Raw genomic sequence first — 24,868 nt, forward strand, 5'->3', positions numbered from 1 at the left:
GCAATACAGTTAGTTAGTCACGGACGGACGGGCTTGACTTGCAAAACAAAACGCCGCTTACCCCTATAGGGATAAGCGGCGTTTTGTTTAATCCAGCGCAAACCTCAAGTTGTTACGAGCAACTCCCGGCACTTAATAATGCGGTGGCGGCGACTCATCCTCACTCAAGCCAAACTGTGAGCTGTTCTCCTCCTGTCGCTTGGCCAGGGCCGCAATCTGCAACTGCAAACGCTCCAGCACTCGCTGCTGTGCAACCAGCACATCATTCAAGGCCTGAATAGTGTCGTCCTGAAAGGCCAGACGACTCTCCAGCTCATTGATTCGCTCCTCCTGATCCACGCGCTCAGCCCTCTGCAAAACAGAAATCATCCGTCAACACCAGACGTAAGCGCGCCTTTACAGCCGCCACCTGCTCCTCGCTGTAAGGCTGCGCGGCGTGCTTGCCCCATACAGGTGCAGGCCATGCGGCATCATCACGCCGCCGCACAATCACATGCATATGCAGCTGGCTGACCATATTGCCCAGGGTCGCCACATTCATCTTGTCGGCAGCAAAGGTATCCTTGAGCAGCTCAGCCAGAGCGGTGGCCTCCTGCCACAGCGCCAGCTGATCGCTGGCATCGAGCTGGAACAACTCACTGACATCTTCCCGCCGCGGCACCAGGATAAACCACGGGTACTGCCGGTCATTCATCAGCAGCAGCCGACACAGCGGGAAGTCGCCCACCAGCAGCGTGTCCTGCTGCAACCTCGAATCCAGAACGAACATGTCAAAATCTCCTGCCGTCATCGTTATCCAAGCCTAGCAAGCAAGGCCGCGGCCCGACCTATAAGCGCCAGACCGGCAGGATACCCATATGCCTCAGCACATTCACCCCGCAGGGCCAGCCGAGTGCAATGCACCGCGAACCGGCAAACCGCCCCACCACCCCCAGTGGAGTGCACCATTTTGTTCCTTTCAGTAATCGCGCCCCCAGCGGCGGCGTTACCGCGACCACCACAACAGGAAAATCCGGATAAAGAAATCACTCGCCAAGAGTGCTCGCGATAAGGCAAAAAATAGATAAAACCCTTATAAAACAGTAAAAAAACCTAAAAAATAACAAAAAAACCAGATCAGAGACCAAATCCAGCCACAAAAACAGCCACCACCTCAGCGCGCGAAGCGCCTGAAGGGATTTTAGGCGCGCTTCTTGCTTTCGCATCCCCAGCCATTGCACCACAAGGCCACAGCCACCAAGAGCTGCCCGACGCAAAACGGCTAATGAGTTCAAGTTGACGGCCAATAGCAGATGCCCGAGCTGGAATCTACAGATTTGCGACGTTTCTCTTCATGATTTGCGACAAGGTCATGAAGAATTCGTAACGAATAGATTGCAACTATCGCCAATTCGGGCGGCATGCTATAAGTTACCGCCGACACAAAAAGAAAGAGCTGTCCATACAACAATGATATGGCTGGCGCAACTTTTCTAAACCAAAGGAGCAATCACGATGCAAGTGATGAAGTGGAGCGTAATCGCCCTGGCAGTAGCCGCGGGCACTTCCCAAATGGCAGTGGCATCCAGCCAGTCCGAATCCAAAGGCTTTATTGAAGACAGCAGCTTCAATATCTTCAATCGTGCCCTGTACCTGAACCGTGATTTCAAGAATGGTGCCGATAGCAGCACCGATGGCTATAACGCCAAAGAAAATGGTTATATCGAAGAGGCCGGCCTGGGCATCCGCCTGCTTTACGAATCTGGTTTCACCCAAGGTACTGTCGGTGTCGGTGTAGACGCTCACTCCCTGAGCAGCATCAAGATCGACAGCGGCCGTGGCCGCTACGGTACCGGTCAATTCGCTCAGACCGATAGCGGTCGTGGCGACGACACCCAGAGCGAAATCGGCGGTGCCATCAAGTTCCGTATCTCCGACTCCGTATTGAAGTACGGCAACCAGATGGTTGGCAGCCCGGTATTCAGCACCGACGACGCTCGAATCCTGCCTGAAGTCGCTACCGGCACCCTGCTGACCAGCAATGAAATTGAAGGCCTGGAGCTCACCGCAGGCCGCTTCACCGCTCTTAACAGCCAAACCGCAACCAGCACTGATAGCAAAACAAAATCGGGCAGCACCCTGAAATCGGCAAACATTGTCGGTGCAAGCTACAGCTTCACCGACAACTTCAGCGGTGCCATCCACGCCTCCGACGTTGAAGATTTCTGGAAAAAGAAGTACGTAAACCTGAACTACAACCTGCCTCTGGCAGAAGAACAGGCCCTGAGCTTCGACTTCAACTTCTACAAAACCGATGATGATGGCCAAGCACTTGCTGGTGAAGTAGACAATAAAATCTGGAGCCTCGGTGCCGTTTACTCCATCGGCGCTCATAGCTTTGGCATTGTTCACCAGCGCTCTACCGGTGATACCGGCTACAACTACGGTATCGACGGCGGCGGCACAATTTGGCTGGGTAACTCGGTCCAAATCTCCGACTTCGACAGCAAGGATGAAAGATCCTGGCAAGCCAACTATAACCTGGACATGGCGACCTATGGCGTACCAGGCCTGAGCTTTATGGCCCGTTATATCACTGGTGACAACATCGACAACGGGGTCAACAACGAAGAAGGCGAAGAAAACGAATTCGACTTCGAAACCAAATACGTGATTCAGGAAGGTGCCGCCAAGGACCTGTCTTTCCGTATCCGCAGCGCGATCTATCGTGCTAACAGCGCACAGAATGGTTATAGCGCCGATCTGAACGATTTCCGTCTGATCGTTGAGTACCCGCTGAGCGTCCTGTAATTCAGGTCATTCAGTTAGCGGTATAGCTGCATAGAAAAGCCCGACTTCGGTCGGGCTTTTTTGTGGGCGATGATTTTTTGCAGTCACAGCGGCAACGCGTAGGTCCCCGTCACATGGGCCACCAGCTCTTCCTCATTGCCCGCCGAATACAACGACACCTCGCACACCGCCTGACGCCGGCTTAACCGCAGAATCCGCGCCTCGGCCAGTAGGTCCACCGGCTTGGGTTTGACCAGAAAGTTGATATTCAGGTTCGAGGTCACAGCCATCTCCACCCTGCCCAGCCGCCCCAGCACCACCGCATACATGGCCGCATCGGCCAGGGCCATGATGGTCGGCCCTGACAGCGTGCCACCTGGGCGAATCAATTTACTGTGGAAAGGCACTCGCGCCAGCACGCCCGCCTCGTCCAGCCGATCGATACACAGACTGATATCTTCCGCCATGGGCAAACCCGCCCGAATCAGCGCCTGGACCTGCTCTGCCGTCAAGGTCGACATATTCCCCTCCTTAATTCGCACCCCATATATCTCATGTTTATGGGCAAGCGATTTTGCCCCCACCCTTGTAGGAGCCAGGGGGACGCCTAGTTCTTGCTGGCGATGCTCTTTCTCAGTCTTGATCGCCAGCAAGCTGGCTCCTACAGATGTCTCGTCCATCGCTGCATATCCGCTTGCCTGCAGTACCGCTGTCCCGTCCTGTACGCATCTGTACAGGCACCGTACAATGCCGGCCATTGAAATCCTCTTGCAACCGACAGAACAGCCAAATATGCGTACCAGCCAGTTCCTGCTCTCGACCCTGAAAGAAACCCCCTCCGATGCCGTGGTGATCAGCCACCAGCTGATGCTGCGCGCCGGGATGATCCGCAAACTGGCTTCCGGCCTCTATACCTGGCTGCCCATGGGCCTGCGCGTGCTGCGCAAGGTGGAGAAGGTGGTGCGCGAGGAAATGAACGCCGCTGGTGCCCTCGAAGTCCTGATGCCGGGCATCCAGCCGGCAGAACTGTGGCAGGAGTCCGGGCGCTGGGAACAGTACGGCCCCGAGCTGCTGCGTATGAAGGATCGCCACGGTCGCGACTTCTGCGCCGGCCCGACCCACGAGGAAGTGATCACCGATCTGGCGCGCAACGAGCTGAACAGCTACAAGCAGCTGCCGATCAACCTGTATCAGATCCAGACCAAGTTCCGCGACGAGATCCGTCCGCGCTTTGGCCTGATGCGTGGCCGCGAGTTCATCATGAAGGACGCCTACTCCTTCCACGTCGACCAGGCGTCCTTGCAGCAAACCTACGACCGCATGCACCAGGCCTACTGCAACGTGTTCACCCGCCTGGGCCTGAACTTCCGTCCCGTGCAGGCCGATACCGGCTCCATCGGCGGCACCGGCTCCCATGAGTTCCACGTGCTGGCCGAGTCCGGCGAAGACGATATCGCTTTCAGCGACAGCTCCGACTACGCCGCCAATATCGAGAAGGCCGAAGCCGTTCCGCGCGAAAGCAGCCGTAGCGCGGCAACTGAAAGCATGCGCCTGGTCGATACGCTGGACACCAAGACCATCGACGCCCTGGTGACCGGTTTTGGCCTGGCCATCGAGAAGACCATCAAGACCCTGCTGGTGCACGGTGCCAAAGAAGGCACCCTGGTTGCCCTGATCGTACGTGGCGACCATGAGCTCAACGAGATCAAGGCCGCCAACCTGGAGCAGGTCGCCAGCCCGCTGCAGATGGCCAGCGAAGCCGAGATCCGCGCCGCCGTAGGCGCAGGCCCCGGCTCCCTGGGCCCGGTCAACTTGCCGATTCCCTGCATCATCGACCGCTCGGTGGCCCTGATGAGCGACTTCGCTTCCGGTGCCAATATCGAGGACAAACACTACTTCGGCGTCAACTGGGAGCGCGACCTGCCCCTGCCCGAGGTGGCCGACCTGCGCAATGTCGTGGCCGGCGACCCCAGCCCGGACGGCAAAGGCACCCTGGAGATCAAGCGCGGCATCGAAGTCGGGCATATCTTCCAGCTGGGCACCAAGTACAGCGAAGCGCTGAACTGTCAGGTACTCGGCGAAAACGGCAAGCCGGTGATCCTGACCATGGGCTGCTACGGCATCGGCGTTTCCCGCGTGGTGGCGGCCGCCATCGAGCAGAACAACGACGAGCGCGGCATTCTCTGGAACGATGCCCTGGCCCCCTTCCAGATCGCCCTGGTACCGCTGCGTTATGAAACCGACGCCGTGCGCGAAGCCACCGACAAGCTGTATGCCGAGCTGACCGCGGCCGGCTATGAAGTGCTGCTCGACGACCGTGACAAGAAGACCAGCCCGGGGATCAAGTTCGCCGACATGGAGCTGATCGGCATCCCGCACCGTATCGTCGTCAGCGACCGCGGCCTGGCCGAAGGCAATCTGGAATACAAGAGCCGCCAGGACACCGAGGCCCAGGCCGTGCCCGTGGCTGACATCCTCAGCTATATCCAGACCCGCATCAGCCACTGATCTCAGAGGTCGTGAAACAACCGAAGGCCGTCGCGAGAGCGCCGGCGGGCGAGCGAAACAAGGCGTGCTACGTGAAAACGAGGGAGTTTGGCGAGCCAAATGACCGAAGTTTTTGCGTAGCACAACGCAGTTGCAGCCGCCTGGCGACGGTCACAGCAGGCAAGCGATTTTTTCACAACCTCTCAGCCCTTTCAGCAAGAGCCATCATGTTCAAGCGAAGCACCTTCAACCTTATAGGCGGCGCATCATGCGCCGCCTTGCTGCTCACCGGTTGCGCCAACCAGCTGCCACAGCGCAGCGAACACGAGGAACGCATCGAGCGCAAACTGCTCGATCACAGCCTACAGATTGAAGTCGGCGAACCTCGCGTACTGGAGCTGCCACAACGCCGGGTGCGCGTGCATGAACAGAAATCCTTTGAGGTCACCGCCTTCGAAGTCACCCGCCGCTATGACCGCTACACCCCTTATCAGCCCTGGCGCGAGCTGTATGAGGTGCCACTCGGCGCATTGGCGGTAGTCGGCGGTATCGGGGCCAATGTGCTCAATGTGGTCTTGCTCGGCAGCCTGCCGGACTCCGCCACCAAAGACTGGATCAGCTACGGCTTTGCCGGCCTCAACCCGGCCATGAACGTCGAGTCCAATGGCCGCTCCCAGCAGAACCTCGCCAGCCTCGAGGAGCGCCGCCAGGATGCCCGCACCGAATACTCCAGCCTGCCCTGGGCCGAACGTCCGGTACGGGTCAAAGCCGGCGACCAGAACCACGAACTGCTCACCGACCGTAACGGCATCCTGCGCCTCAACCTGCTCGACAGCCCCTTTGCCGAACAGGATGTCACCCGCATCAGCACCCTGCTGCTGAGCGTGGAGGACGACCAGGGCAGCGCCCGCGCCGACGCCTCGCTGATGGTTAGCCGCACCCTGCGCGGCAAGCTGCAGGAAGCCCACACGCTGATTTACGACGATCTGGAAGACGACGACATCGCGCAGTGGGTACACCGGGTCAAGCGCCTGTCCGAGCTGGGTCTGGAGGAGGAAGCCAGCGAGCTGGAGCAGAGTCTGATCGAGCTGACGCGCAACGACCCCGAGTTGCAACAGCTCTTCCTCAAGGCCCTGACCCAGGATGCCGGACGCCTGGTGGCCGACCCGGGTAACGACTGAAGCGCCCATGGCCGCCCGCCTGCTGGTCGCACTGCTGAGCCTGCTGCTGTGCGTCGCCGCGCACGCCCAGGTGCGCCAGGCCGCGGAGCCCGAACTGCGCGAGCTGCTGCAGCACACCGTGGCCCAGGCCGACAGTTTTCAGGACCGTTTCGAAGCCGAGGTCTGGCTGCTGGATATGTCCACGCGCATGCGCCGCTATATCCCGAATGCCGAAGAGCGCCTGAGCCTGCTGCGGCTCGTGCACCGTGAAGCCAGCAAGGCCGGCTTGCGTCCCGATCTGGTGATTGCCCTGATCCATGCCGAAAGCCATTTCGATCGCTTCGCCATCTCCTCGGTCGGAGCCCAGGGCATGATGCAGGTGATGCCCTTCTGGAAAGCCGAGCTGGGTCGCCCCCAGGACAATCTCACCGACAACGCCACCAATCTGCGCTATGGCTGCACCATCCTCAGCTTCTATCTACGCAAGGAAAACGGCGACCTGAACCGTGCCCTGGCGCGCTATAACGGCAGCCTGGGCAAGCACACCTACTCCGCCAAAGTGGTCGGTTTCTGGCACGATTTCTGGTACGTCAAACCCTGACTTCAGCGGCGCAGCAGAAAGCCGGCTATGCCCTGCAGCGACTGCTCGTAGAGCTCAAGGGTGGCGACCTCGGCCTGCTCCGGCCCCTGCTGCAGCCAGATCGCCAACTCGCGCACAGGCTCCTCCTCGCCCTCGAACAGAACCTCGACGCGGCCGTCGTCCAAGTTACGCACCCAGCCGGCGAGATCCAGACGCTCGGCCTGCTCGGCAGTCGCCTGGCGAAAATACACGCCCTGCACCCGGCCACTGACATAGGCATGCATACACAGCTGCGTCATTGCTTACTCCTCGGCCTTGAGGGCCAGCAAGCGGGCGTTTAACCCCGCCGCGCTCTGCTCGCCGAGCAGACGCTCACGCATACGGCCCTGGTTATCGACGATATAAGTCACCGGCAACACCTCGTTGCGGGGCAGTGCATAGCGCGCGGCCGGGTCCTGCTCCAGCACGGTGAATTCGATCCCCAACGCCTGCACCGCACGGTTCAGCGCCTCGCCCTGCAGACCATCGAAGTTGACCCCCAGCACCGTTACCGCCTGCGCCTCGTGCTCGCGCGCCAGGGCATTCAGCTCGGGAATCTCGGTGCGGCAAGGCCCGCACCACTCGGCCCAGTAATTAATCACTAACCACTGGCCATCCAGGCGCTCAGCCGCTACCTTTCGTCCATGCTGATCGACGCCAACATCCTCAGCGCAAGCCGCCAGAATCAGCGCCATGCCTATGCCTGCAACAGTACGAATGACCGTCTGGAACCGCATATCCATGCATTCGCTCCCGCTTACCCAAGGTTGATATGACAATAGATGCCTTGCGTCTGGAAGTGCCAGACATCGTCGAAGAAAGCCCGGTCTCGCTCGCCGAGCTCAACGAACTGCTGGCCCAGGCCCGCACGGAGAAGCAGGACGTCGCATTGCAACAGGTGCTCAGCCTGCTGCTGCGCTGCAACCGCAGCGCCATGACCTTACTTGAAAGGCAGCGCGCACTGCAAAGCTTCAGCGATGAATACCGCCACTACGCCAAGGCCTGCCAGGCCGACACCGCGCCGCCGGCGCTGTTTGTGCACCTGTGCAGCGAGCTGGCCATGGGCTTCAAGCGTTTGCTGCTGCAGATCCTCCAGGGCCGCCAACCCTCGCAGGCGCATCTGGCCTGGTGCCTGTATATGGCGCAGCACTTTCTCGGCCAATGCCAGCTACGCCATTACCAGCTGTATCAGGAACCGCCCCCGGGACTATGGCGCGACAGCCACCTGCTGTACTGGATTGGCGAGCACCAGAACTGCCTGGATGAACCCATAGCGGCACCCTTTCAGCCAGCCCCGGCCAGCACCCTGCGCGGCCTCTACCAACAGATGCTGTTGCTGGCCCTGAGCAACCCGTTTCACCTGGCCGAAGGCGAATGTCTGGTTCTGTTTGCCGCCCTTTCGCCCCTGGCCGGGTTGGCGCGCCTGCTGCCATGGGACGACGATGACGGTGCCGAAGGCCCCGCCATCGACCTGACCGAGTCCTATCCCTGCCTGGGCCCGGAACAAGTGATCGATGGCAACTACGACGCTCTGCGCCGCTTCGAGCTCGGTGCGCTGCTGGTGGCCCTGTATGAACCGGCCCCACTGCAAAGCCCCCACGAACGAGCCGTGCTCGAACGCGTACAGCAGCACTGGCTGGGCCGCCAGCAACGGCGTCATCCGCGCGCCGAGCATGCCAGCGAGTGCCGGCTAGTCGTGGGCCTGGCCAGCATTCACGCGCAACTGCTGGAACAACGCCCGCTGCATGCGGCCGCGCAGATGCTCGATGCCAGCCCTGGCGGCGCACGCCTGCTCTGCGACAAAGAACAGGCGGGGCAGCTCGCCGTCGGCCAATTGGTATTGCTGCTGACCGCCAGTGATACCCCGACCCTGGCGCTGGTGCGCTGGCGTCACCTCAATAGCCAGGGCCTGCATCTAGGCCTGCGTTATCTGAAGGGCCTCCCCCGCCCGGCCTGGCTACGTCGCGCGCCAAGCGCGCAGACCCACCCTGGCATCCTGCAGAGCACCCCAGCCCCCGGCAATGGCTGGCATCACGGCCTCTGGTTGCCCAACGGGCAATTTGTCGAAGGGGAAAATGTCTGGCTGCAACTGGCCAACGCCAATAACCAACGCGCACTGCCGCTGCCCGCGATCAACCTGAGCAGCAACGCAGTGGCCCGTTATCCGCTGCAGTTGGCATAAACAACAGAAACTGCGAGAGCGATCACGCTCCACCTCGGCCGAGCGCACAGTTTGACCGGCAGAGCCACGCTTATAATTCTCCGGACTCGTGCTTGATACGACCTGTTATTAGCCTGGAAACGCAACCATGACCCAAGCCCACGACAAGCTGATTGGCCCGGTACCTTCCCAGATCGTCAACCTGGCCCGCTTGCAGGTCACGCCTTACGAAGGCCGCATCGCCGAGTTCAATGTCGCCGCCTGGCTGCAGCTGCCCGGCTTGGCCAACCTGCCGGTCTCCCTGCTGATCAGCTACCTCGATGGCACCACCCGCCGCGAGGTGATGGTCGATCACGGCAAGGTCAGCCAGCACAACAAGATTCTCCTCTCCGGCGTCGCTCGCCTGCCGGTGAAACAGAAGATCGAAGACATGCAGGTACGCCTGCGCTCGGCAGTCACCGCGCAAAGCCTGGTGGTTGAGGAGCTCTTCGTGCAGGCCGTGGAATTGCAGCAGAGCAACACTCGCCAGGCCACGGCCTAAAGCGATCCCAGCTCTGCCCTAAACCCCGCGCATCGACGCGGGGTTTTGCATTTAGCCCGATACCCCACTGACCTGGGTTGCGTCCGGCTCCTGGGTACAAACCTCGGCTGCCGCCTGCTCAGGGGGATCACTCGGGGGTACCAGCGACTGCGGCCAACTCGAGAAACGCAAACCGGTAATCCGGTTAAGCCGCTCCAGCGCCTCTTGCGGGTCGCGCAGGTACAGATGAATCACATTGCCTTTGCTGGCTGTCATAGCGCCCTTCGCACTCCATCAATCCCTGCCATGCTGGCAATCTGATTGCAATCAACGGAGTGATTGCCAGAAGCGTGCCAGCCTCCTTTACCCGCGTTTAGTGCATCGCCTCTTACTGCACGCCCCCACAACCCCGATAGCGCGCCGCAAAATGACGTTTTTTGTCACCTACTCAACCGGCTCCGCTTCCGGGTGCAGCCAGTGCGCCAGGCTCTCGCCAAACAGCGCCAGTTGTTCCTCATGCAGTTTTTCCAGCCCGCTGCGCAATGCCGGATACCAAGGCTCGTCGAGCTGCTCAGGCAGCTGCGCCAAACGCGGCAGCGGCCAGGGGCTGCGGCTGAGCAACTGAGCCAGGGTGTACTGACCGAGATCACGGCTCAGCACCCAGGTGCCCGAACCGGTCGAGGCAATCAGCTGCTGCTGTTCGAGAAACTCCAGCACCTCTTCCCACTCATGCTCAGCCAGCATCCAGCCCTGACGCTGCACATCGCGCAGGCGCACCTTGAAGCCCGACTGCTGACGCTCATGGAACACCCGCAAAACCCCCAGCACGACCAGCAGGCGGGGTACCGCGCGTTTGCGCCACTGGTGCGAAGACCCCAGGTTGCACACCACCTCGGCTCCGAAAAGCACGATCAACCAGGACACATAGATCCACAGCAGAAACAGCGGCACGGTGGCGAACGCGCCGTAGATCAGCTGATAACCCGGGAAAAGTCGCACATAGAGACCGAACAGCATCTTCGCCACTTCAAACAGGACCGCAGCGAACAGGCCGCCCAGCAAGGCATGGCGAATCGGCACCTGAGCATTGGGCACCGTGGCATAGAGCAAGGTGAATGCCGCCACGCTGAACAGCAGGGGCATGAACTTCAGCATGGTTTGCACCCCAAGCAGCGCATCGGGCCCGGAAATCAGCGAGAGCGAAGCGATATAGGTGCTGATGGCGAAGCCACCGCCGAGCAGGATCGGCCCCATGCTGAGGATCGCCCAATACAGCAAAAAGCTCGACACGCCACGCCGCGGCTGACGCACGCGCCAGATGGTGTTGAAGGCCCTCTCGATGGTCACCAGCATCCAGAAGGCCGTGCCCGCCAGAATCACCACCCCGATCCAGGTCAGCTGACGGGCCTGAGTAGTGAAGTCGCGCAGGTACTGCTGCAGGGTCTCCCCCGCCGAAGGCACGAAGTTGCGGAAGATAAAACTCTGGATCTGCTCGCCGGTGTCCTGAAAAGCCGGAATGGCCGACAGCATGGAGAAGGTCACAGTCATCATCGGCACCACGGCGAACAGCGTGGTGTAGGTCAAGGCCGCGGCATTGTTGGCACCCCGGTCGGCAAGAAAGCGCTGCAGCAGAAAACGCCAGAACTCCCACCAATTGTTAACGCGCTGACGCATGCCCTCTCCTTAGCCACTTGCACCGCGACAACCCGCTTCAGACACAGGCGCAGCTGTCGTAAGCGGTTAGAATAGCCGCCATCCATGGCAACAAGCGACCCGTATATGACCGACCTTACGCTCTACCATAATCCGCGCTGCTCAAAATCCCGGGCTGCCCTGCAGCTGCTCGAAGAGCGCGGCCTGACGCCCAGCATCGTGCGCTACCTGGAAACACCACCCGATGTAGGCCAGTTGCAGACCCTGTTACGCCAGCTTGGGATCGCCCCACGCCAACTCTTGCGTAGTGGCGAAGACGCCTACCAGCAGCTCGGCCTGGCCAATCCTGCGCTGACCGACGCGCAGCTGATCGAAGCGATGAGCCAGCACCCGAAACTGATCGAACGGCCGATTCTGGTCGCCGGCGACAAGGCCGTGATCGGCCGGCCGCCGGAGAAAGTCCTGGAGGTACTGCCGTGAGCGCTCCCTATGTTCTGGTGCTGTATTACAGCCGCCACGGTGCCACCGCCGAGATGGCCCGGCAGATTGCCCGCGGTGTGGAGATGGCCGGCCTGGAAGCGCGCCTGCGTACCGTCCCGGCCGTCTCCAGCGAGTGCGAAGCAGTCGCGCCGCAGATCCCGGCAGAAGGCGCGCCCTACGCCAGCCTCGACGAACTGAAGAATTGCGCCGGCCTGGCTCTGGGCAGCCCGACCCGCTTCGGCAACATGGCCGCGCCACTCAAGTATTTTCTCGACGGCAGCAGCAGCCTCTGGCTGACCGGCGGCCTGGTCGGCAAACCGGCCGGCGTGTTCACCTCCACCGCCAGCCTGCATGGCGGCCAGGAAACCACCCTGCTGTCGATGATGCTGCCGCTGCTGCACCACGGCATGCTGATTACCGGCCTGCCCTATAGCGAAGCCGCGCTGCTGGAGACCCGTGGCGGCGGCACGCCCTACGGTGCCAGTCACCATGCCGGTGCCGATGGCAAACGCCCGCTGGACGAGCACGAAATAGCCCTGTGCCGCGCCCTGGGCCAGCGCCTGGCGCAAACCGCAGAAAAACTGGAGAGCCGCCGTGGCTAAAACCCCCAAGCCCCTGCCATCGCTGGAATGGCTCAAGCCGCGCCTGGCCATCAGCCGCACCGCCAGCCTGCTCAGCTTCCTGGCCCTGACCCTGCTACTGGTGGTGTGGAATCTGCAGTTCGCCGAGATACCCGGCACGCTGCTCTGGGTGATCCTGGCTTTCCAGCTGGCTCCCCTGCTGCTGCTGGCTCCCGGGATATTTCTGGGCAACGCCCGCGCTCACGCCTGGGCCTGCTTTGTGGTCAACCTGTACTTTATCCAGGGCGTACTGGCCGCCTTTGACCCCTCCAAGGCGCTGTATGGCTGGCTGCTGACGCTGCTCAGCTTCAGCCTGTTCTGCGCCGCCCTGATGTTCACCCGCTGGCGCTTCCAGTACGACCGCAAGTTGGCCGGTGAATAACAGCAAGCTGCATGGGGGGTCAGCGTGCTGCCCGCGCGCTGACAACATCAGGCTTTTACGGGCGGCTCATCGCTTTGGCTTGCTGCCTATGGCAGGCCTTTACCAGCCCAGGGTTTCTTTCAGAAAGGGAATGGTCAGTTTGCGCTGGGCCTGCAGCGAGGCCTGGTCGAGGCGTTCGAGCAACTCGAACAGCGCACTCATGCTGCGCTCGCCGCGGGTCAGGATAAAGCGCCCGACTTCATCGCTCAGGTGCAGGCCGCGGCGCGAGGCGCGTAACTGCAGGGCACGCAGTTTGTCCTCATCGGACAGTGACTGCAGCTGAAACACCAGCGCCAGGGTCAGGCGCGACTGCAAGTCGGCCAGCTGCACCGGCAGCTCCCGCGGCGACGCGTTGGCCGCCAGCAGCAACCGCCGACCACTGTCGCGCAGGCGGTTGAACAGATGAAACAGCGCCTCCTCCCAGTCGGCACGCCCGGCCACCGCATCCAGATTGTCCAGACAGACCAGCTCGCACTGTTCCAGGTTATCCAGCAGCGCCGGACCGTACTCGACCACCTCGGCCAGCGGCAGATACACCGCCGGCTCGCCACGCTGCTCGAAACGCAGACAGGCCGCCTGCAACAGATGGCTGCAGCCCACACCCGCGCCGCCCCAGAGATAGATCAGACTTTCCGTCCACCCCGCATCCGCTTCGCACAGACGCTCGACATAACCAAGCGCCGCAGCGTTGGCTCCGGGGTAGTAGTTGGCGAAGGTGGCGTCATCGCGTAAACGCACACCTAATGGCAGTTGGATGGGTGTCATACAGGCTGGGCGGTCCGTCGGAACCGCAGGGGGCTCTCCATAAAGTCCGCAAAGTTTATAGCCTTCTTAGCGCTAAGTCATTGATGGATAAAGCGAGTCTTTACTGGCCGCTGCGCCCCCTGCCCGCCCGGCTTCAGCCCCAGCCTGCCAACCCGGGAGATATGTGCGGCACTTTTTCAACACCGTTGCTAGACAGCTGCAGGGGCGATCAGTAGTTTCTAGCGGAATGGTGCCGTGTCGGTACCCGGTATTGTTCTATGTCGCTTTGCTCCCTCCCGTGTCGTGTTTATCGTTCGGGTTTGCAGGCAATTCAAAATCTTAGCGCGTGACAGAGTGATTATCAGGCACCGACAGGTGTGTTGTGCGACAGCGATGTCGCCTAATTATTAGTTAGCCGAAAGCAGTGGCATCAAAGGGACTTATGAGAACCAGAGAAGCGGAAGCAACGGACTTAGAAGCATTATTGGTGCTGAATGAGCAAATAGGTACTTTTCATTTCGTAAATGCACCAGAAGCATTTACAAAACCTTCCGCCGCTGACAAAGAGTTTTTACAAAATACTCTGAGTGATAAATCAAGGCTGTTTTTGGTAGCAGAAATAGAAAGTAGAGTTGTCGGGTTTATGACGGCAATAATCACTAAAAACGAGACAATACCATTTCTAGTTAGCTGTCCGGTTTGTCGTGTAGGGACGATAGTCGTTGACGAAAAATATCGTGCTTCCGGCGTTGGCACAAAACTTATGTCGGCATGTAGCAAGTGGGCTGCCTCGCAAGGCGCGGAGCAAATTAGACTAGAGGTTATGGCCTTTAACCAATCAGCACAAAAATTTTATGAGAAGCTAGGTTTTAAAGATCACTCGCACATCATGTGCAAGCTTATCGGCTAACAAACAAGTGGTTCAACCCGTTCGCCGCGCTCGCCGGGACGGGCTAAAGCCCGCCCCTTGACCTATCGCTATGCGGTATAAATCATGGCCAATATCGGAATATTTCCACCATTAACACCAGAGCTGTATGTCCGTAATCTTGGAGAATCCCTAGAATTCTATATAGGGCTACTTGGTTTCTCTATTTGCTTCGAGCGCCCAGAGAATAATTTTGCAACAATAGAACTCGATGGCGCTTTTATAATGCTTGAGCAGATAGATAACCTTGACCCGAACAATGACCCTTGGGTTACAGCAAAGCTCGAATACCCATTAGGCAGAGGTATAAATTTCCAGATAACCGTTACGGATCTTGACGGCATTCACAGTCGTTTACTGAGGTATGGCTATCCCATCAAGCTCCCCTTAGAGCAAAAATCATATCGAACCAATAACAGTTTTTTAAATATTCGACAACTTATGATAATGGACCCGGACGGGTATCTACTCAGGCTAAGTCAATTTATAGCCTAAACGAATTGGAAGGATTATTTTTATTCACCCTCGCTTACCCGGAAACATTGAACTAAAGCAGCCCATTAACTAAACATCAGGACCTTTATGTTTATTGGCCATCTACCAGCGGGGTATATTACCGCCAAATTACTGCTCAAGAAATTTGCAAACACCGGCATTACAACAAGATTCTTTATCTTAGCAGCGGTACTGGGTGCAATCGCCCCTGACTTTGATATGTTCTATTTCTACTTGCTCGACAATAGACAAAATCACCACCATACATACTGGCCGCATTATCCGGCGCTGTGGCTGACCATGCTTGCGGCGTCAAGTGTTTGGTTCAAACTCGCCTCAAAGAAATCATATGCCGCACTCGCACTCATCTTTTCAATCAGCGGTTTTATTCATATGCTGCTAGATTCAATAGTAGGTGACATCTGGTGGTTTGCCCCGCTCATAGATCAGCCCTATGCTCTCTTCACCGTCGAGGCTGTTTATAAACCCTGGTGGCTAAACTTTATTTTGCATTGGTCGTTCGCGCTTGAAATACTGATGTTTACTTGGGCTATTTATTTATGGCATTTTAAGCCTAGCACTTCTAGAAATGCGCCCACCTAGCTCGCCGGAACCGAAAAATGGATTTTTTAGCTTAACCCTTAGGCATATAGGAAAACACCATGATTACCTGCCACCTCCGATACGTAATTGACCCATACAAACTCAAAGAATTTGAGTACTACGGCAAATTATGGATTCCCTTGGTCGAAAAATTCGGCGGCAAACATCACGGCTACTTCTTGCCATCAGAGGGTGCCAATAACATTGCGCTCGCCATGTTCACCTTCTCAAGCCTTGCTGAGTATGAGCAGTACCGGGAAAAATCACTTCAAGACACGGCATGCATCGCGGCCTTCAAGTATGCCGAAGAAACAAAATGTATCGTCAGCTATGAGCGAACATTCTTTAGCCCCGTGTTCAATGCCTAAAAAGTGATTGGAATTGCTCTTTTCACTCACAGACATAGGCTAAAGCTCGCTCTTTAGCCTATGGTCATACTTCACTAGACAATTCAAAAATAGGGAAATTCTTATGGCAATATCAGTTCAGTTTATTGGCCCAACACTCGCTTTAATTGCATGGACGATGGTGATGTGGTTATGGATGTACGCCACGCGACTCCCTGCTATGCGCGCCGCGAACATTAAACCTGACCCAAGCGCCCCGCGAGGCGAGCAAATGTCTTTGCTGCCGCCGCGAGTACGCTGGAAAGCAGATAATTACAATCACTTGCTGGAACAGCCAACCCTATTCTATGCACTTACAATTTCGCTTGCGTTGCTGGGTGTTCAATCTCAAACAAGCCTACTGCTTGCATGGGCGTATGTCTTTCTACGCATTGGACATAGCCTTGTACAGTCGCTGATCAACAAAATCGAAATACGTTTCTTGCTTTTTGCCTTGTCAAATATCCCATTATTTGCACTGACCTATATTGCAGTTATCGCACTCTTGAATGTTCCAGGTGCCGCATAACCAATGTTTCAAACATTAAGGGGTTATCAATGCGCAAAACGGTAGTGCAGGAAGAAACCACGGGATGCGGAATTGCATCGGTTGCCAACATCCTGGGCAAAACGTACTCAGAGATGAAGACCATAGCCAATGCCATGGGTATTTATGCGTCAGATAAATCACTCTGGTCCGATACCCAGTATGTTAGACGCCTGTTGTCCAGTGCAGGCGTTCAAACCTCTCAGGACGAAGTTCCATTTGAGTCCTGGCAGGCATTGCCCGATCTGGCGTTATTGTCCATCAAGCACCATCAGGAAGAAGGTAAAGACTTCTGGCATTGGGTTGTATTCAAGCGCATGGATGGCCAAGCTTTTGTACTGGACTCTGCCGGCTATCTGCCATCCAATACCCGTCAGGATTTCGAGACTATGCAGCCCAAATGGTTTATCGAGGTCAATACGGTTTAAGCTGCTCGTGGCGCTTACCGGACCGAGCTATAGCGCCGCGCAGACCGAAAGACTCAAACACGGGAAGGAAACCTTATGGCTGAGTATGTTGCTGAAGTTATTTGGACACGCAATGGGCAAGACTTTCTCGGCAATCGTTATAGCCGAGAACATATCCTCCGCTTTGATGGCGGTATAGACGTGCCGGGGTCTTCATCGCCGCATGTAGTGCCCATTCCCATGTCGGTCGCAGCGGCGGTTGATCCCGAGGAGGCATTCATTTCTTCACTTTCAAGCTGTCACATGCTCTGGTTTCTCTCCATCGCAGCCAAACGGCGATTTTGCGTAGATCGCTACGTCGACAAAGCTATTGGCGTAATGGAGAAAAACCCAGACGGAAAACTGGCCATGACAGTCGTCACCCTTAAACCCGAGGTGAGTTTCTCAGGTGAAAAAGTGCCGACCCGAGAGCAAATCGAAAAAATGCACCATGAAGCACATCAAGAGTGCTTTATCGCCAACTCAGTAAAAACCGAAGTGCGTTGCGAGCCCGTGTATGTTGCCGTCTAACCAGTCGCCACCCGAACGGGCTACCCACCTTTCAAGCATCCAGACATCGCCTTGTCGATTTCGCAGAGCCGCGCTCGACTATCCATTAGGAAATGCAGCTGATTGGCTGTCGTGACTACAGAGGCATTCCCCGTAGGAGGATTTTTACGAGGACAAACCTGGAGAAACCTATGCGCAAGCTGATCGTTGCCGAACACATCAGCCTGGATGGCGTTATTCAATCCCCCGGTGGGCCTGAAGAAGACCCCAGTGGCGAGTTTCGCCTCGGTGGCTGGATAGCGCCCTACTCCGATGAAGTCCTCAGCCAGGACTTGCAGGAGCTGCTCTCGCAACCGTTCGAGTTGCTGCTGGGGCGTCGTACCTACGAAATATTCGCGGGATATTGGCCACACATACAGGCCGGTTCAGCCAATCACGCCATCGCGGAGCGATTTAACCGCATGCCCAAGCACGTGGCCACGCACCGCCCCGATACGCTGGACTGGCAGAACAGTCGGGCGCTGGAGGGCGAATTTGCCGATGCGATACGCGCGCTTAAACAGCAGGACGGAGCCGATCTATTGACCTGGGGTAGCGGCGAGATGGTGCGTCAACTGCTTGCGGCCGGCTTGGTGGACGAGCTTCGACTGATGATTTACCCCGTCATGCTCGGGCGCGGTAAGCATTTATTCGGCGACGATATACAACCCTCTGCCCTCACCCTGGTGCACTCAGTCGGCACGCCTAGCGGTGTACTGCTTGCCCGCTACGCGCGCAGCGGTGAAGTACGCACAGGGCGTGCTGATAAGTAAGCAGTGACGACTGACAAGCGCTTCCAGACGCCGCCCTCGCGCTATGCGCCCGGGCGCGCCTAACCGCGCTGTCAGCCTCTGCTGTGCAAATCAGTCTTCCGCTGTTGGCGCGCCGTAGGTATCGGACTGTTTGTAGAAGTCGTGCAGGTGACGCGCTAGCACCATGATCACCGCAGCCACCGGCAGGGCCAGGAGGATGCCGGTAAAGCCGAACAACTGCCCGCCCGCCATAATCGCGAAGATCACCGCAACCGGGTGCAGGCCGATGCGATCACCCACCAGCAGCGGGGTCAGCAGCATGCCTTCGAGCATCTGCCCGACCACAAACACCGCGGTAATGCCCAGCAGCGGGTAAAAATCCACGCCGAACTGGAACAGCCCAGCCGTCAGGGCCGCGCCTATGCCGACCACCACCCCCAGATAGGGCACGATACTGGCCAGGCCGGCCAGCACACCGATCAGCAGGCCCAGCTCCAGGCCGATCAGCATCAGACCGGTGGCGTACATCACGCCCAGCGCCAGCATCACCAGCAACTGGCCGCGCAGAAATGCACCCAGCACCTCATGACACTCGCTGAACAACTTCACCACCAGCCCTTCCCGGCCGCGCGGCAGCAGGTTGCGCAGCTTGGCGACCATCAGGTCCCAGTCGCGCATCAGGTAGAAGCTCACCACCGGGATCAGCATCAGGTTGGCCAGCCAGGCCAACAGCGCCAGCCCCGAAGCGGTGGCCTTGGACAGCAGCATGCCGAGGATATCGGTGGTTTTATCCACCTGCCCGGAAAAGGCTTCCTTGAGTTTGTCGAAACGCCAGAAGCCTTCGTCCAGGCCGAGCTTGAGCTGCACCCAGGGCAGCGCTTTGTTCTGCAGCCAGTCGAGCATCTCGGGAGCCATTTCGTAGAGCCGCATCAACTGCTTGCCCAACATGGGTACCAGCACCAGCAGCAGGATGGCCATCACCAGGCCGATCAGCGCGAATACCGCCACCACGCCCCAAGTGCGCGAAAGCTTCCAGCGCTCGAAACGATCCACCAGCGGGTCGCCCATATAGGCCAGCAACACGCCGATCAGAAAGGGCGAAAGAATCGGATGCAGCAGATACAGCAACCAGCCCAGCAGCAACACCCCTGCTATCCATAACCACCGCTGAGATTCAATCATGCCGCGCTCTCCATTAGCCAAACAGTCCAACCGGGGGGATGCCCGAACACGGGCAGCCAGGGCGCAACGACAGAGCAGTTCTGCCGCCGGCCAGGCTTAGGCCCGCAGTCTACCAGCGAAAGCGCAGCACATCAGTGCGCGGCAGAATGCGTGGCGCGGGTTCGCCAGAGGCCGTGGGTGCCGCGTCGGGTTCAGCACTCGGAGCTGGCTCGGTGACCTCATGCAGCTGCGCCAAGGCCAGCTGGGCGCGCAGCTGTTCGGCACTGGCCTTGACCTGGAAGGTCAGGGTTTCGCCCTGGACCTTGCTCAGCTGGGCGGCAAAGGGTTCGAGAAGCCGTTGCAGTTCGGCGTAACGTTTGAGGTCAACGCCTTGTATTTCCAGGGTCAGGCTGGTGGCGGCACCCGGGGTGACGACAAAACGCGGTGCCAAGCGCTGGCTGACGGCCAGCAGCAGCGCATCGGCCAGCGCCGCCTGATCAGCGCCCTGGGCCTTGCCCTGCTCGCGCTCATCGCCGAGCCATAAGCGCCACTCGGCCTGCCACTGGCCGTCGGCCTCACGAGCCAGCACGGCCAGCTGCGCATCCGCGGCATAGCGCTCCGAGGCCGAACGCAGGGCGTCGGGCTTGCCCGCCAGAAGGTTCTCCGGGGTCGCCAGCAGCTGCTCTTCAAGATCGGCCAAGGGCAAGCGCAGCGGTAAACCGCGGTACTGCGCCGCCTGGCGCAATACCTGGGCACTGCTCTGGCCGTCGCCGACGAGGCTGCTGCCATCAGTCGCATCATTCAACCACCAGGCCAGAATCGCCGGGCGATTGGCACCCCACAGGGCAAAACCCGCCTGGCGCAGCTCGCGCTCGGTGCTTGTCGAATCGAACTCGACCAGCAAGGCGTCGCCTTCATAGCCGTATTTGCTCACGACCTGCTGCGGCTCCTTGCGCAGCTGCGCCAGCGCCGGGCTTTGCGCTGCATCGGCCTTGCCGGTCAAACGCTGGATCAAGATATCCAGGGCGCGCCCCAGCGCCGCGTCGCGCTCTTCCGGCTGCTGGCTGGCGACCGGCTCGCGGACCTGATACAGATCGGCCACCGACGCAGCCAGGCCCGGCAGGCTGAACAGCGGCAAACACACAAGGAGCAGGCGAGCAGACAAGCGCATGGGGGGATTCTCGACGGACGGAAAGTGGCACACGACGGTCTGGCAAGCCGCGCGCGAAGGCCTATACCTTAAACAGCCGCCCCAACGCCCGCAACCATCGCACCGCCCGGGTGGCCGCTGCCCGGCAAGCCTGATAAAATCGCGCGCCTTCGTAGACGGGCTGCACAGCAGCGCCGTTGCATCCCCGAATTCCCTCCTTAAAGGCCTGGATCTATGAGCAAGCAACCCTCCATCAGCTACAAGGACGCAGGCGTGGATATCGACGCTGGCGAAGCCCTGGTCGAGCGCATCAAAAGCGTGGCCAAGCGCACCGCCCGTCCGGAAGTCATGGGTGGGCTGGGCGGCTTCGGCGCGCTGTGTGAGATCCCGGCCGGCTACAAGCAGCCTGTGCTGGTCTCCGGCACCGACGGCGTGGGCACCAAGCTGCGTCTGGCGCTGAACCTGAACAAGCACGACAGCATCGGCCAGGACCTGGTCGCCATGTGCGTCAACGACCTGGTGGTGTGTGGTGCCGAGCCGCTGTTCTTCCTCGATTACTACGCCACCGGCAAGCTCAATGTCGACGTGGCTGCCACCGTGGTCACCGGTATCGGTGCCGGTTGCGAACTGGCCGGCTGCTCCCTGGTCGGCGGCGAAACCGCTGAAATGCCGGGTATGTACGAAGGCGAAGACTACGACCTGGCCGGCTTCTGCGTCGGCGTAGTGGAAAAGGCCGAAATCATCGACGGCTCGAAAGTCGCCACTGGTGATGCCCTGATCGCCCTGCCATCCTCCGGCCCGCACTCCAACGGCTACTCGCTGATCCGCAAGATCATCGAAGTGTCGGGTACCGAAATCGAAACCACCCAGGTTGCTGGCAAGCCGCTGACCGACCTGCTGATGGCCCCGACTCGCATCTACGTCAAACCGCTGCTCAAGCTGATCAAGGACACTGGCGCAGTCAAGGCCATGGCCCACATCACCGGCGGCGGCCTGCTCGACAATATCCCGCGTGTACTGCCAAAAGGCGCACAGGCCGTGGTCGACGTGGCCAGCTGGACTCGCCCGGCGGTCTTCGACTGGCTGCAGGAAAAAGGCAACGTCGATGAGCACGAGATGCATCGCGTACTCAACTGCGGCGTTGGCATGGTTATCTGCGTGGCTCAGGATCAGGTCGAGATCACCCTGCAAACCCTGACCGCCGCCGGCGAGCAACCATGGGTAATCGGCCAGATCGGTGAAGCGGCCGAAGGTGCCGCCCAGGTCGTACTGAACAACCTGAAACAGCACTAATGTCGGCACAGTGCAATGTGGTAGTGCTGATCTCCGGCTCCGGCAGCAACCTGCAGGCGCTGATTGATAGCATCGCCCATGACGGTAATCCGGCACGTATCAGCGCGGTGATTTCCAACCGCGCCGATGCCTACGGCCTGGAACGCGCAAAACAGGCTGGCATCGCCACCGCCGTGCTCGACCACAAGCAGTTTGAGGGCCGCGAGGCCTTCGACACCGCGCTGGTCGAGGCCATTGATGCGTTTGATCCGCAGTTGGTGGTGCTGGCCGGCTTTATGCGCATCCTCACCCCCGGCTTCGTTCGTCATTACGCCGGCCGCCTGCTGAATATCCACCCTTCCCTGCTGCCCAAGTACAAAGGCCTGCATACCCATCAACGGGCTCTGGAGGCCGGTGACAGCGAGCATGGCTGCAGCGTGCACTTCGTCACCGAGGAACTCGATGGTGGACCACTGGTCGTACAGGCAGTAATACCGGTACAGTCGGACGACTCGCCAGAAAGTCTGGCGCAGCGGGTTCACGCCCAGGAACACCTGATCTATCCGCTGGCCGTCACCTGGTTTGCCGAAGGTCGCTTGCACCTTGAAGCCCAAGGCGCAATGCTCGACGGACACGCACTGCCAAGTACCGGCCAGATAATTCGAACCTAGGAGAGAACATGCGTCGCGCCTTACTGTTCGCACTTGCACTGTTCAGCCTGCCGGCCCTCGCCGCCGGCGCGCTGAAGCCCTTCTCCGCCAGCTACACCGCCGACTGGAAGCAACTGCCCGTCAGCGGCACGGCCTCACGTAGCCTGGAGGCTATAGGCAACGACCAGTGGAAGCTCAGCTTCGAAGCCTCGATGCTGGTCGCCAGCCTTACCGAACAAAGCACCCTGCGCTTCGAAAACTCAGCCCTGCTGCCTCAGTCCTACCTGTATGAGCGCAGCGGCCTGGGCAAGGGCAAGAAAATCGAGCACACCTTCGACTGGAAGGGCAAACAGGTCGTCGGCTCGGATCGCGGCAAGCCCGTGCGCCTGCCGCTCAATCGCGGCCTGCTGGACAAGTCGTCCTACCAACTGGCCCTGCAGTACGACGTGGCCGCCGGCAAGCAGAGCATGAGCTACCAGGTGGTCGACGGCGACGAGGTGGAAACCTACGACTTCCGCGTGCTGGGTGAAGAAGTGGTGCGCACCAAGGCCGGCATGGTCGATGCAATCAAGGTCGAACGCGTACGCGATCCGACCCAGACCACCCGCAAGACCGTGCTCTGGTTCGCCAAGGACTGGAACTACCTGCTGGTGCGCCTGCACCAGGTGGAAACCGACGGCAAGGAATACCAGATCATGCTTAAAGAAGGCACGGTCGACGGTAAGCCGGTCGAAGGCCGCCGCGACTGAGCAAACACCAGGTACAAAAAAACCGAGCCACTGGCTCGGTTTTTTTATGGTTGGTGATACGTGGATAGCAATGGCTGTTTAAGCGGCGTTCGCCATCACCACATCAGATCATCCGGCACCTGATAGGCCGCGTACGGATCGTCGGCATCCGCCGCTTCGGTCGGGGTATTGAGCAGAATTACCCGCTGCGGGTCGCGCTCCTGGATTTTCAGCGCGGCCTCGCGCGGAATCACTTCGTAGCCGCCGCCGTGGCGGACGATGGCCAGCGAGCCGCTGCTGAGTTTGTCGCGCATCAGCTTGTTTACCGACAGGCGCTTGACCTTCTTGTCGTCGACGAAGTTGTAGTAATCCTCGGTGGTCAGCTTGGGCAGGCGCGACACTTCGACCAGCTGCTTGACCTGAGCGGCGCGGGCTTTCTGTTCGATCTTTTCCTGTTGCTGACGGTTGAGTTCCTGATCGCGGGCAGCCTTTTCAGCCATGGCCTGCTGAGCGGCGAGCTTTTGCGACTCGTCCTTCTCGATATGGCCTTTCTGCTCCAGACGCTGCTTCTTCTGTTTTTCCTTGCCGGCCTGCTTGACCTGCTTTTCGTTGACCAGCCCGGCTTTAAGCAACTGATCGCGTAGTGAGAGAGCCATAACCTACCTTTCCAACAATCAATATTGGGTGGACGTACCCACCAGAATCGTTATGCGGTATCCCGCCCAGGTGCTCAGCAACCCGGCGCTTGCTGCTTTTCCATCTTCTTGGCTTCGCCCCAGAGCGCGTCCAATTCATCCAGGGCGCAATCTTCCATGTTGCGCCCTGCTTCGCGCAATGCCTGCTCGATAAAACGAAAGCGTCGCTCGAACTTGCCATTGGCCGCACGCAGGGCGGTTTCCGGATCGACCTTGAGATGCCGCGCCAGATTGCTGACTACAAACAGCAGGTCGCCTATTTCATCGCTAATCGCCTCGGGGTCGTTCTCGCTCATGGCTTCGAGCACTTCATCCAGCTCTTCGCGCACCTTGTCGACCACCGGCAGCGCCTCGGGCCAGTCGAAACCAACCTGGGCGGCGCGCTTCTGCAGCTTGATCGCCCGGCTTAGCGACGGCAGAGCCGTGGGCACATCGTCGAGCAGCGACAGTTGCTCGGGGGCTGCGGCTTTTTCGGCGCGCTCTTGGGCCTTGATCTCTTCCCAACGCTGTTTGACCGCGGCCTCTTCCAGCTTGGCCACGTCCACTGCGCCATACAGATCGCCATCGGGGAATACATGGGGATGGCGGCGAATCAACTTGGTCGTGATGCCATCGACCACCTGAGCAAACTCGAAACGCCCTTCTTCGCGGGCCAGCTGGCTGTAATACACCACCTGAAACAGCAGGTCGCCCAGCTCGCCCGGCAGATGATCGAAGTCACCGCGTTCGATGGCGTCGGCCACCTCGTACGCCTCCTCGATGGTGTGCGGCACAATCGTCGTGTAGCTCTGCTTGAGGTCCCACGGGCAGCCGTGCTGCGGGTCACGCAGCCGGGCCATCAGGTGCAGCAGGTCGTCGAGTTGGTACATGAC

Annotated in this window: 32 protein-coding genes; 20 read left to right on the forward strand and 12 right to left on the reverse strand. The window is 59.2% G+C overall.

Annotation, left to right across the window (positions count from 1 at the left end; all coding sequences use genetic code 11):
* Positions 1–132 precede the first annotated feature (132 nt).
* Positions 133–369 (reverse strand): SlyX family protein, encoded by a 237-nt coding sequence (locus VMP31_RS18565; RefSeq protein WP_414705473.1) that lies wholly within the window; start codon positions 367–369, stop codon positions 133–135.
* Complete coding sequence (locus tag VMP31_RS18570; RefSeq protein WP_325509181.1) at positions 344–769, reverse strand: HIT domain-containing protein; 426 nt, start codon at positions 767–769, stop codon at positions 344–346. Before VMP31_RS18570 ends, VMP31_RS18565 begins: the two co-directional genes overlap by 26 nt.
* Before the next feature lie 725 nt (positions 770–1,494).
* Between VMP31_RS18570 and VMP31_RS18575 the strand changes: the two genes are divergently transcribed.
* Positions 1,495–2,790 carry an OprD family porin gene (locus VMP31_RS18575; protein WP_325509182.1) on the forward strand — a complete coding sequence of 432 codons (1,296 nt, stop codon included), beginning with the start codon at positions 1,495–1,497 and terminating at the stop codon, positions 2,788–2,790.
* Between the two features lie 83 nt (positions 2,791–2,873).
* Here the strand turns inward: VMP31_RS18575 and VMP31_RS18580 are convergent, their stop codons facing one another.
* On the reverse strand, positions 2,874–3,281 hold the full coding sequence (locus VMP31_RS18580; RefSeq protein ID WP_325509473.1) for a PaaI family thioesterase: 408 nt from the start codon (positions 3,279–3,281) through the stop codon (positions 2,874–2,876).
* Positions 3,282–3,561: 280 nt separating this feature from the next.
* On the opposite strand from VMP31_RS18580, the gene VMP31_RS18585 reads away from it, so the two are divergent.
* From VMP31_RS18585 to VMP31_RS18595, 3 genes are all read left to right on the forward strand, one after another.
* Positions 3,562–5,277 carry a proline--tRNA ligase gene (locus tag VMP31_RS18585; protein ID WP_325509183.1) on the forward strand — a complete coding sequence of 572 codons (1,716 nt, stop codon included), beginning with the start codon at positions 3,562–3,564 and terminating at the stop codon, positions 5,275–5,277.
* A gap of 206 nt (positions 5,278–5,483) precedes the next feature.
* Entirely contained in the window at positions 5,484–6,437 is a 954-nt protein-coding gene (locus VMP31_RS18590) for a hypothetical protein (protein WP_325509184.1), read from the forward strand.
* 7 nt (positions 6,438–6,444) lie between these two features.
* A complete protein-coding gene (locus VMP31_RS18595; protein WP_325509185.1) occupies positions 6,445–7,017 on the forward strand; it encodes a transglycosylase SLT domain-containing protein in 573 nt (190 codons plus the stop codon).
* Positions 7,018–7,019: 2 nt separating this feature from the next.
* On the opposite strand, the gene VMP31_RS18600 is transcribed toward VMP31_RS18595, so the two are convergent.
* Positions 7,020–7,295: an acylphosphatase gene (locus VMP31_RS18600; protein ID WP_325509186.1), complete on the reverse strand. Its 276-nt coding sequence runs from the start codon at positions 7,293–7,295 to the stop codon at positions 7,020–7,022.
* A 3-nt stretch (positions 7,296–7,298) separates the two neighbouring features.
* On the reverse strand, positions 7,299–7,772 hold the full coding sequence (locus tag VMP31_RS18605) for a TlpA disulfide reductase family protein (RefSeq protein WP_414705478.1): 474 nt from the start codon (positions 7,770–7,772) through the stop codon (positions 7,299–7,301).
* A 35-nt stretch (positions 7,773–7,807) separates the two neighbouring features.
* Here VMP31_RS18605 and VMP31_RS18610 point away from each other — a divergent pair, with 35 nt between their 5' ends.
* The gene (locus VMP31_RS18610; RefSeq protein WP_325509188.1) at positions 7,808–9,217 is read left to right on the forward strand and encodes a PilZ domain-containing protein; all 1,410 of its coding nucleotides are present in this window, start codon (positions 7,808–7,810) and stop codon (positions 9,215–9,217) included.
* A 127-nt stretch (positions 9,218–9,344) separates the two neighbouring features.
* Positions 9,345–9,737: a hypothetical protein gene (locus tag VMP31_RS18615; RefSeq protein WP_325509189.1), complete on the forward strand. Its 393-nt coding sequence runs from the start codon at positions 9,345–9,347 to the stop codon at positions 9,735–9,737.
* Between the two features lie 51 nt (positions 9,738–9,788).
* Here the strand turns inward: VMP31_RS18615 and VMP31_RS18620 are convergent, their stop codons facing one another.
* Together VMP31_RS18620 and VMP31_RS18625 are read right to left on the reverse strand one after the other, a co-directional pair.
* Complete coding sequence (locus VMP31_RS18620) at positions 9,789–9,992, reverse strand: hypothetical protein (protein ID WP_325509190.1); 204 nt, start codon at positions 9,990–9,992, stop codon at positions 9,789–9,791.
* A 168-nt stretch (positions 9,993–10,160) separates the two neighbouring features.
* Positions 10,161–11,390 carry a virulence factor BrkB family protein gene (locus VMP31_RS18625; RefSeq protein ID WP_325509191.1) on the reverse strand — a complete coding sequence of 410 codons (1,230 nt, stop codon included), beginning with the start codon at positions 11,388–11,390 and terminating at the stop codon, positions 10,161–10,163.
* A gap of 105 nt (positions 11,391–11,495) precedes the next feature.
* Between VMP31_RS18625 and arsC the strand changes: the two genes are divergently transcribed.
* From arsC to VMP31_RS18640, 3 genes are read left to right on the forward strand one after another with little or no spacing between them, the layout of a single operon-like run.
* On the forward strand, positions 11,496–11,849 hold the full coding sequence (arsC, locus tag VMP31_RS18630; RefSeq protein ID WP_325509192.1) for an arsenate reductase (glutaredoxin): 354 nt from the start codon (positions 11,496–11,498) through the stop codon (positions 11,847–11,849).
* On the forward strand, positions 11,846–12,451 hold the full coding sequence (gene wrbA / locus VMP31_RS18635) for an NAD(P)H:quinone oxidoreductase (RefSeq protein ID WP_325509193.1): 606 nt from the start codon (positions 11,846–11,848) through the stop codon (positions 12,449–12,451). The genes arsC and wrbA overlap by 4 nt, the downstream gene beginning before the upstream one ends.
* Positions 12,444–12,851, forward strand: a complete 408-nt coding sequence (locus VMP31_RS18640; RefSeq protein ID WP_325509194.1) for a DUF2069 domain-containing protein — start codon at positions 12,444–12,446, stop codon at positions 12,849–12,851. The genes wrbA and VMP31_RS18640 overlap by 8 nt, the downstream gene beginning before the upstream one ends.
* Before the next feature lie 99 nt (positions 12,852–12,950).
* Here VMP31_RS18640 and hda read toward each other — a convergent pair whose 3' ends face one another.
* Positions 12,951–13,655, reverse strand: coding sequence for a DnaA regulatory inactivator Hda (gene hda, locus VMP31_RS18645; RefSeq protein WP_325509195.1), 705 nt, complete (start codon positions 13,653–13,655; stop codon positions 12,951–12,953).
* A gap of 421 nt (positions 13,656–14,076) precedes the next feature.
* On the opposite strand from hda, the gene VMP31_RS18650 reads away from it, so the two are divergent.
* The 8 genes from VMP31_RS18650 (at position 14,077) to VMP31_RS18685 (ending at position 18,361) form a co-directional block, all read left to right on the forward strand.
* Positions 14,077–14,544: a GNAT family N-acetyltransferase gene (locus VMP31_RS18650; RefSeq protein WP_325509196.1), complete on the forward strand. Its 468-nt coding sequence runs from the start codon at positions 14,077–14,079 to the stop codon at positions 14,542–14,544.
* An 84-nt stretch (positions 14,545–14,628) separates the two neighbouring features.
* Positions 14,629–15,057: a VOC family protein gene (locus VMP31_RS18655; RefSeq protein WP_325509197.1), complete on the forward strand. Its 429-nt coding sequence runs from the start codon at positions 14,629–14,631 to the stop codon at positions 15,055–15,057.
* Between the two features lie 87 nt (positions 15,058–15,144).
* Positions 15,145–15,660 carry a metal-dependent hydrolase gene (locus tag VMP31_RS18660; protein ID WP_325509198.1) on the forward strand — a complete coding sequence of 172 codons (516 nt, stop codon included), beginning with the start codon at positions 15,145–15,147 and terminating at the stop codon, positions 15,658–15,660.
* Between the two features lie 59 nt (positions 15,661–15,719).
* Positions 15,720–16,028, forward strand: a complete 309-nt coding sequence (locus tag VMP31_RS18665) for an NIPSNAP family protein (RefSeq protein WP_325509199.1) — start codon at positions 15,720–15,722, stop codon at positions 16,026–16,028.
* A gap of 103 nt (positions 16,029–16,131) precedes the next feature.
* On the forward strand, positions 16,132–16,575 hold the full coding sequence (locus tag VMP31_RS18670; protein WP_325509200.1) for an MAPEG family protein: 444 nt from the start codon (positions 16,132–16,134) through the stop codon (positions 16,573–16,575).
* Between the two features lie 29 nt (positions 16,576–16,604).
* Positions 16,605–17,021 (forward strand): hypothetical protein, encoded by a 417-nt coding sequence (locus VMP31_RS18675; protein WP_325509201.1) that lies wholly within the window; start codon positions 16,605–16,607, stop codon positions 17,019–17,021.
* A gap of 75 nt (positions 17,022–17,096) precedes the next feature.
* Positions 17,097–17,570, forward strand: a complete 474-nt coding sequence (locus VMP31_RS18680; protein WP_325509202.1) for an OsmC family protein — start codon at positions 17,097–17,099, stop codon at positions 17,568–17,570.
* 170 nt (positions 17,571–17,740) lie between these two features.
* A complete protein-coding gene (locus VMP31_RS18685; RefSeq protein WP_325509203.1) occupies positions 17,741–18,361 on the forward strand; it encodes a dihydrofolate reductase family protein in 621 nt (206 codons plus the stop codon).
* A gap of 90 nt (positions 18,362–18,451) precedes the next feature.
* On the opposite strand, the gene VMP31_RS18690 is transcribed toward VMP31_RS18685, so the two are convergent.
* Both VMP31_RS18690 and VMP31_RS18695 read right to left on the reverse strand, forming a co-directional pair.
* Positions 18,452–19,522 carry an AI-2E family transporter gene (locus VMP31_RS18690; protein ID WP_325509204.1) on the reverse strand — a complete coding sequence of 357 codons (1,071 nt, stop codon included), beginning with the start codon at positions 19,520–19,522 and terminating at the stop codon, positions 18,452–18,454.
* A gap of 109 nt (positions 19,523–19,631) precedes the next feature.
* Complete coding sequence (locus VMP31_RS18695; protein WP_325509205.1) at positions 19,632–20,672, reverse strand: DUF2066 domain-containing protein; 1,041 nt, start codon at positions 20,670–20,672, stop codon at positions 19,632–19,634.
* Positions 20,673–20,885: 213 nt separating this feature from the next.
* Between VMP31_RS18695 and purM the strand changes: the two genes are divergently transcribed.
* From purM to VMP31_RS18710, 3 genes are read left to right on the forward strand one after another with little or no spacing between them, the layout of a single operon-like run.
* Positions 20,886–21,944 carry a phosphoribosylformylglycinamidine cyclo-ligase gene (gene purM, locus VMP31_RS18700; RefSeq protein ID WP_325509206.1) on the forward strand — a complete coding sequence of 353 codons (1,059 nt, stop codon included), beginning with the start codon at positions 20,886–20,888 and terminating at the stop codon, positions 21,942–21,944.
* The gene (gene purN / locus VMP31_RS18705) at positions 21,944–22,594 is read left to right on the forward strand and encodes a phosphoribosylglycinamide formyltransferase (protein WP_325509207.1); all 651 of its coding nucleotides are present in this window, start codon (positions 21,944–21,946) and stop codon (positions 22,592–22,594) included. Before purM ends, purN begins: the two co-directional genes overlap by 1 nt.
* A gap of 8 nt (positions 22,595–22,602) precedes the next feature.
* Positions 22,603–23,322, forward strand: coding sequence for a DUF3108 domain-containing protein (locus VMP31_RS18710; protein ID WP_325509208.1), 720 nt, complete (start codon positions 22,603–22,605; stop codon positions 23,320–23,322).
* A 95-nt stretch (positions 23,323–23,417) separates the two neighbouring features.
* Here the strand turns inward: VMP31_RS18710 and VMP31_RS18715 are convergent, their stop codons facing one another.
* The gene (locus VMP31_RS18715; protein WP_325509209.1) at positions 23,418–23,957 is read right to left on the reverse strand and encodes a DUF2058 domain-containing protein; all 540 of its coding nucleotides are present in this window, start codon (positions 23,955–23,957) and stop codon (positions 23,418–23,420) included.
* Between the two features lie 74 nt (positions 23,958–24,031).
* Positions 24,032–24,865 (reverse strand): nucleoside triphosphate pyrophosphohydrolase, encoded by an 834-nt coding sequence (mazG, locus tag VMP31_RS18720; RefSeq protein WP_325509210.1) that lies wholly within the window; start codon positions 24,863–24,865, stop codon positions 24,032–24,034.
* Between the last annotated feature and the right edge of the window lie 3 nt (positions 24,866–24,868).

The organism is Pseudomonas sp. (assembly GCF_035512415.1).
In the GTDB taxonomy this organism is placed as follows: domain Bacteria; phylum Pseudomonadota; class Gammaproteobacteria; order Pseudomonadales; family Pseudomonadaceae; genus Aquipseudomonas.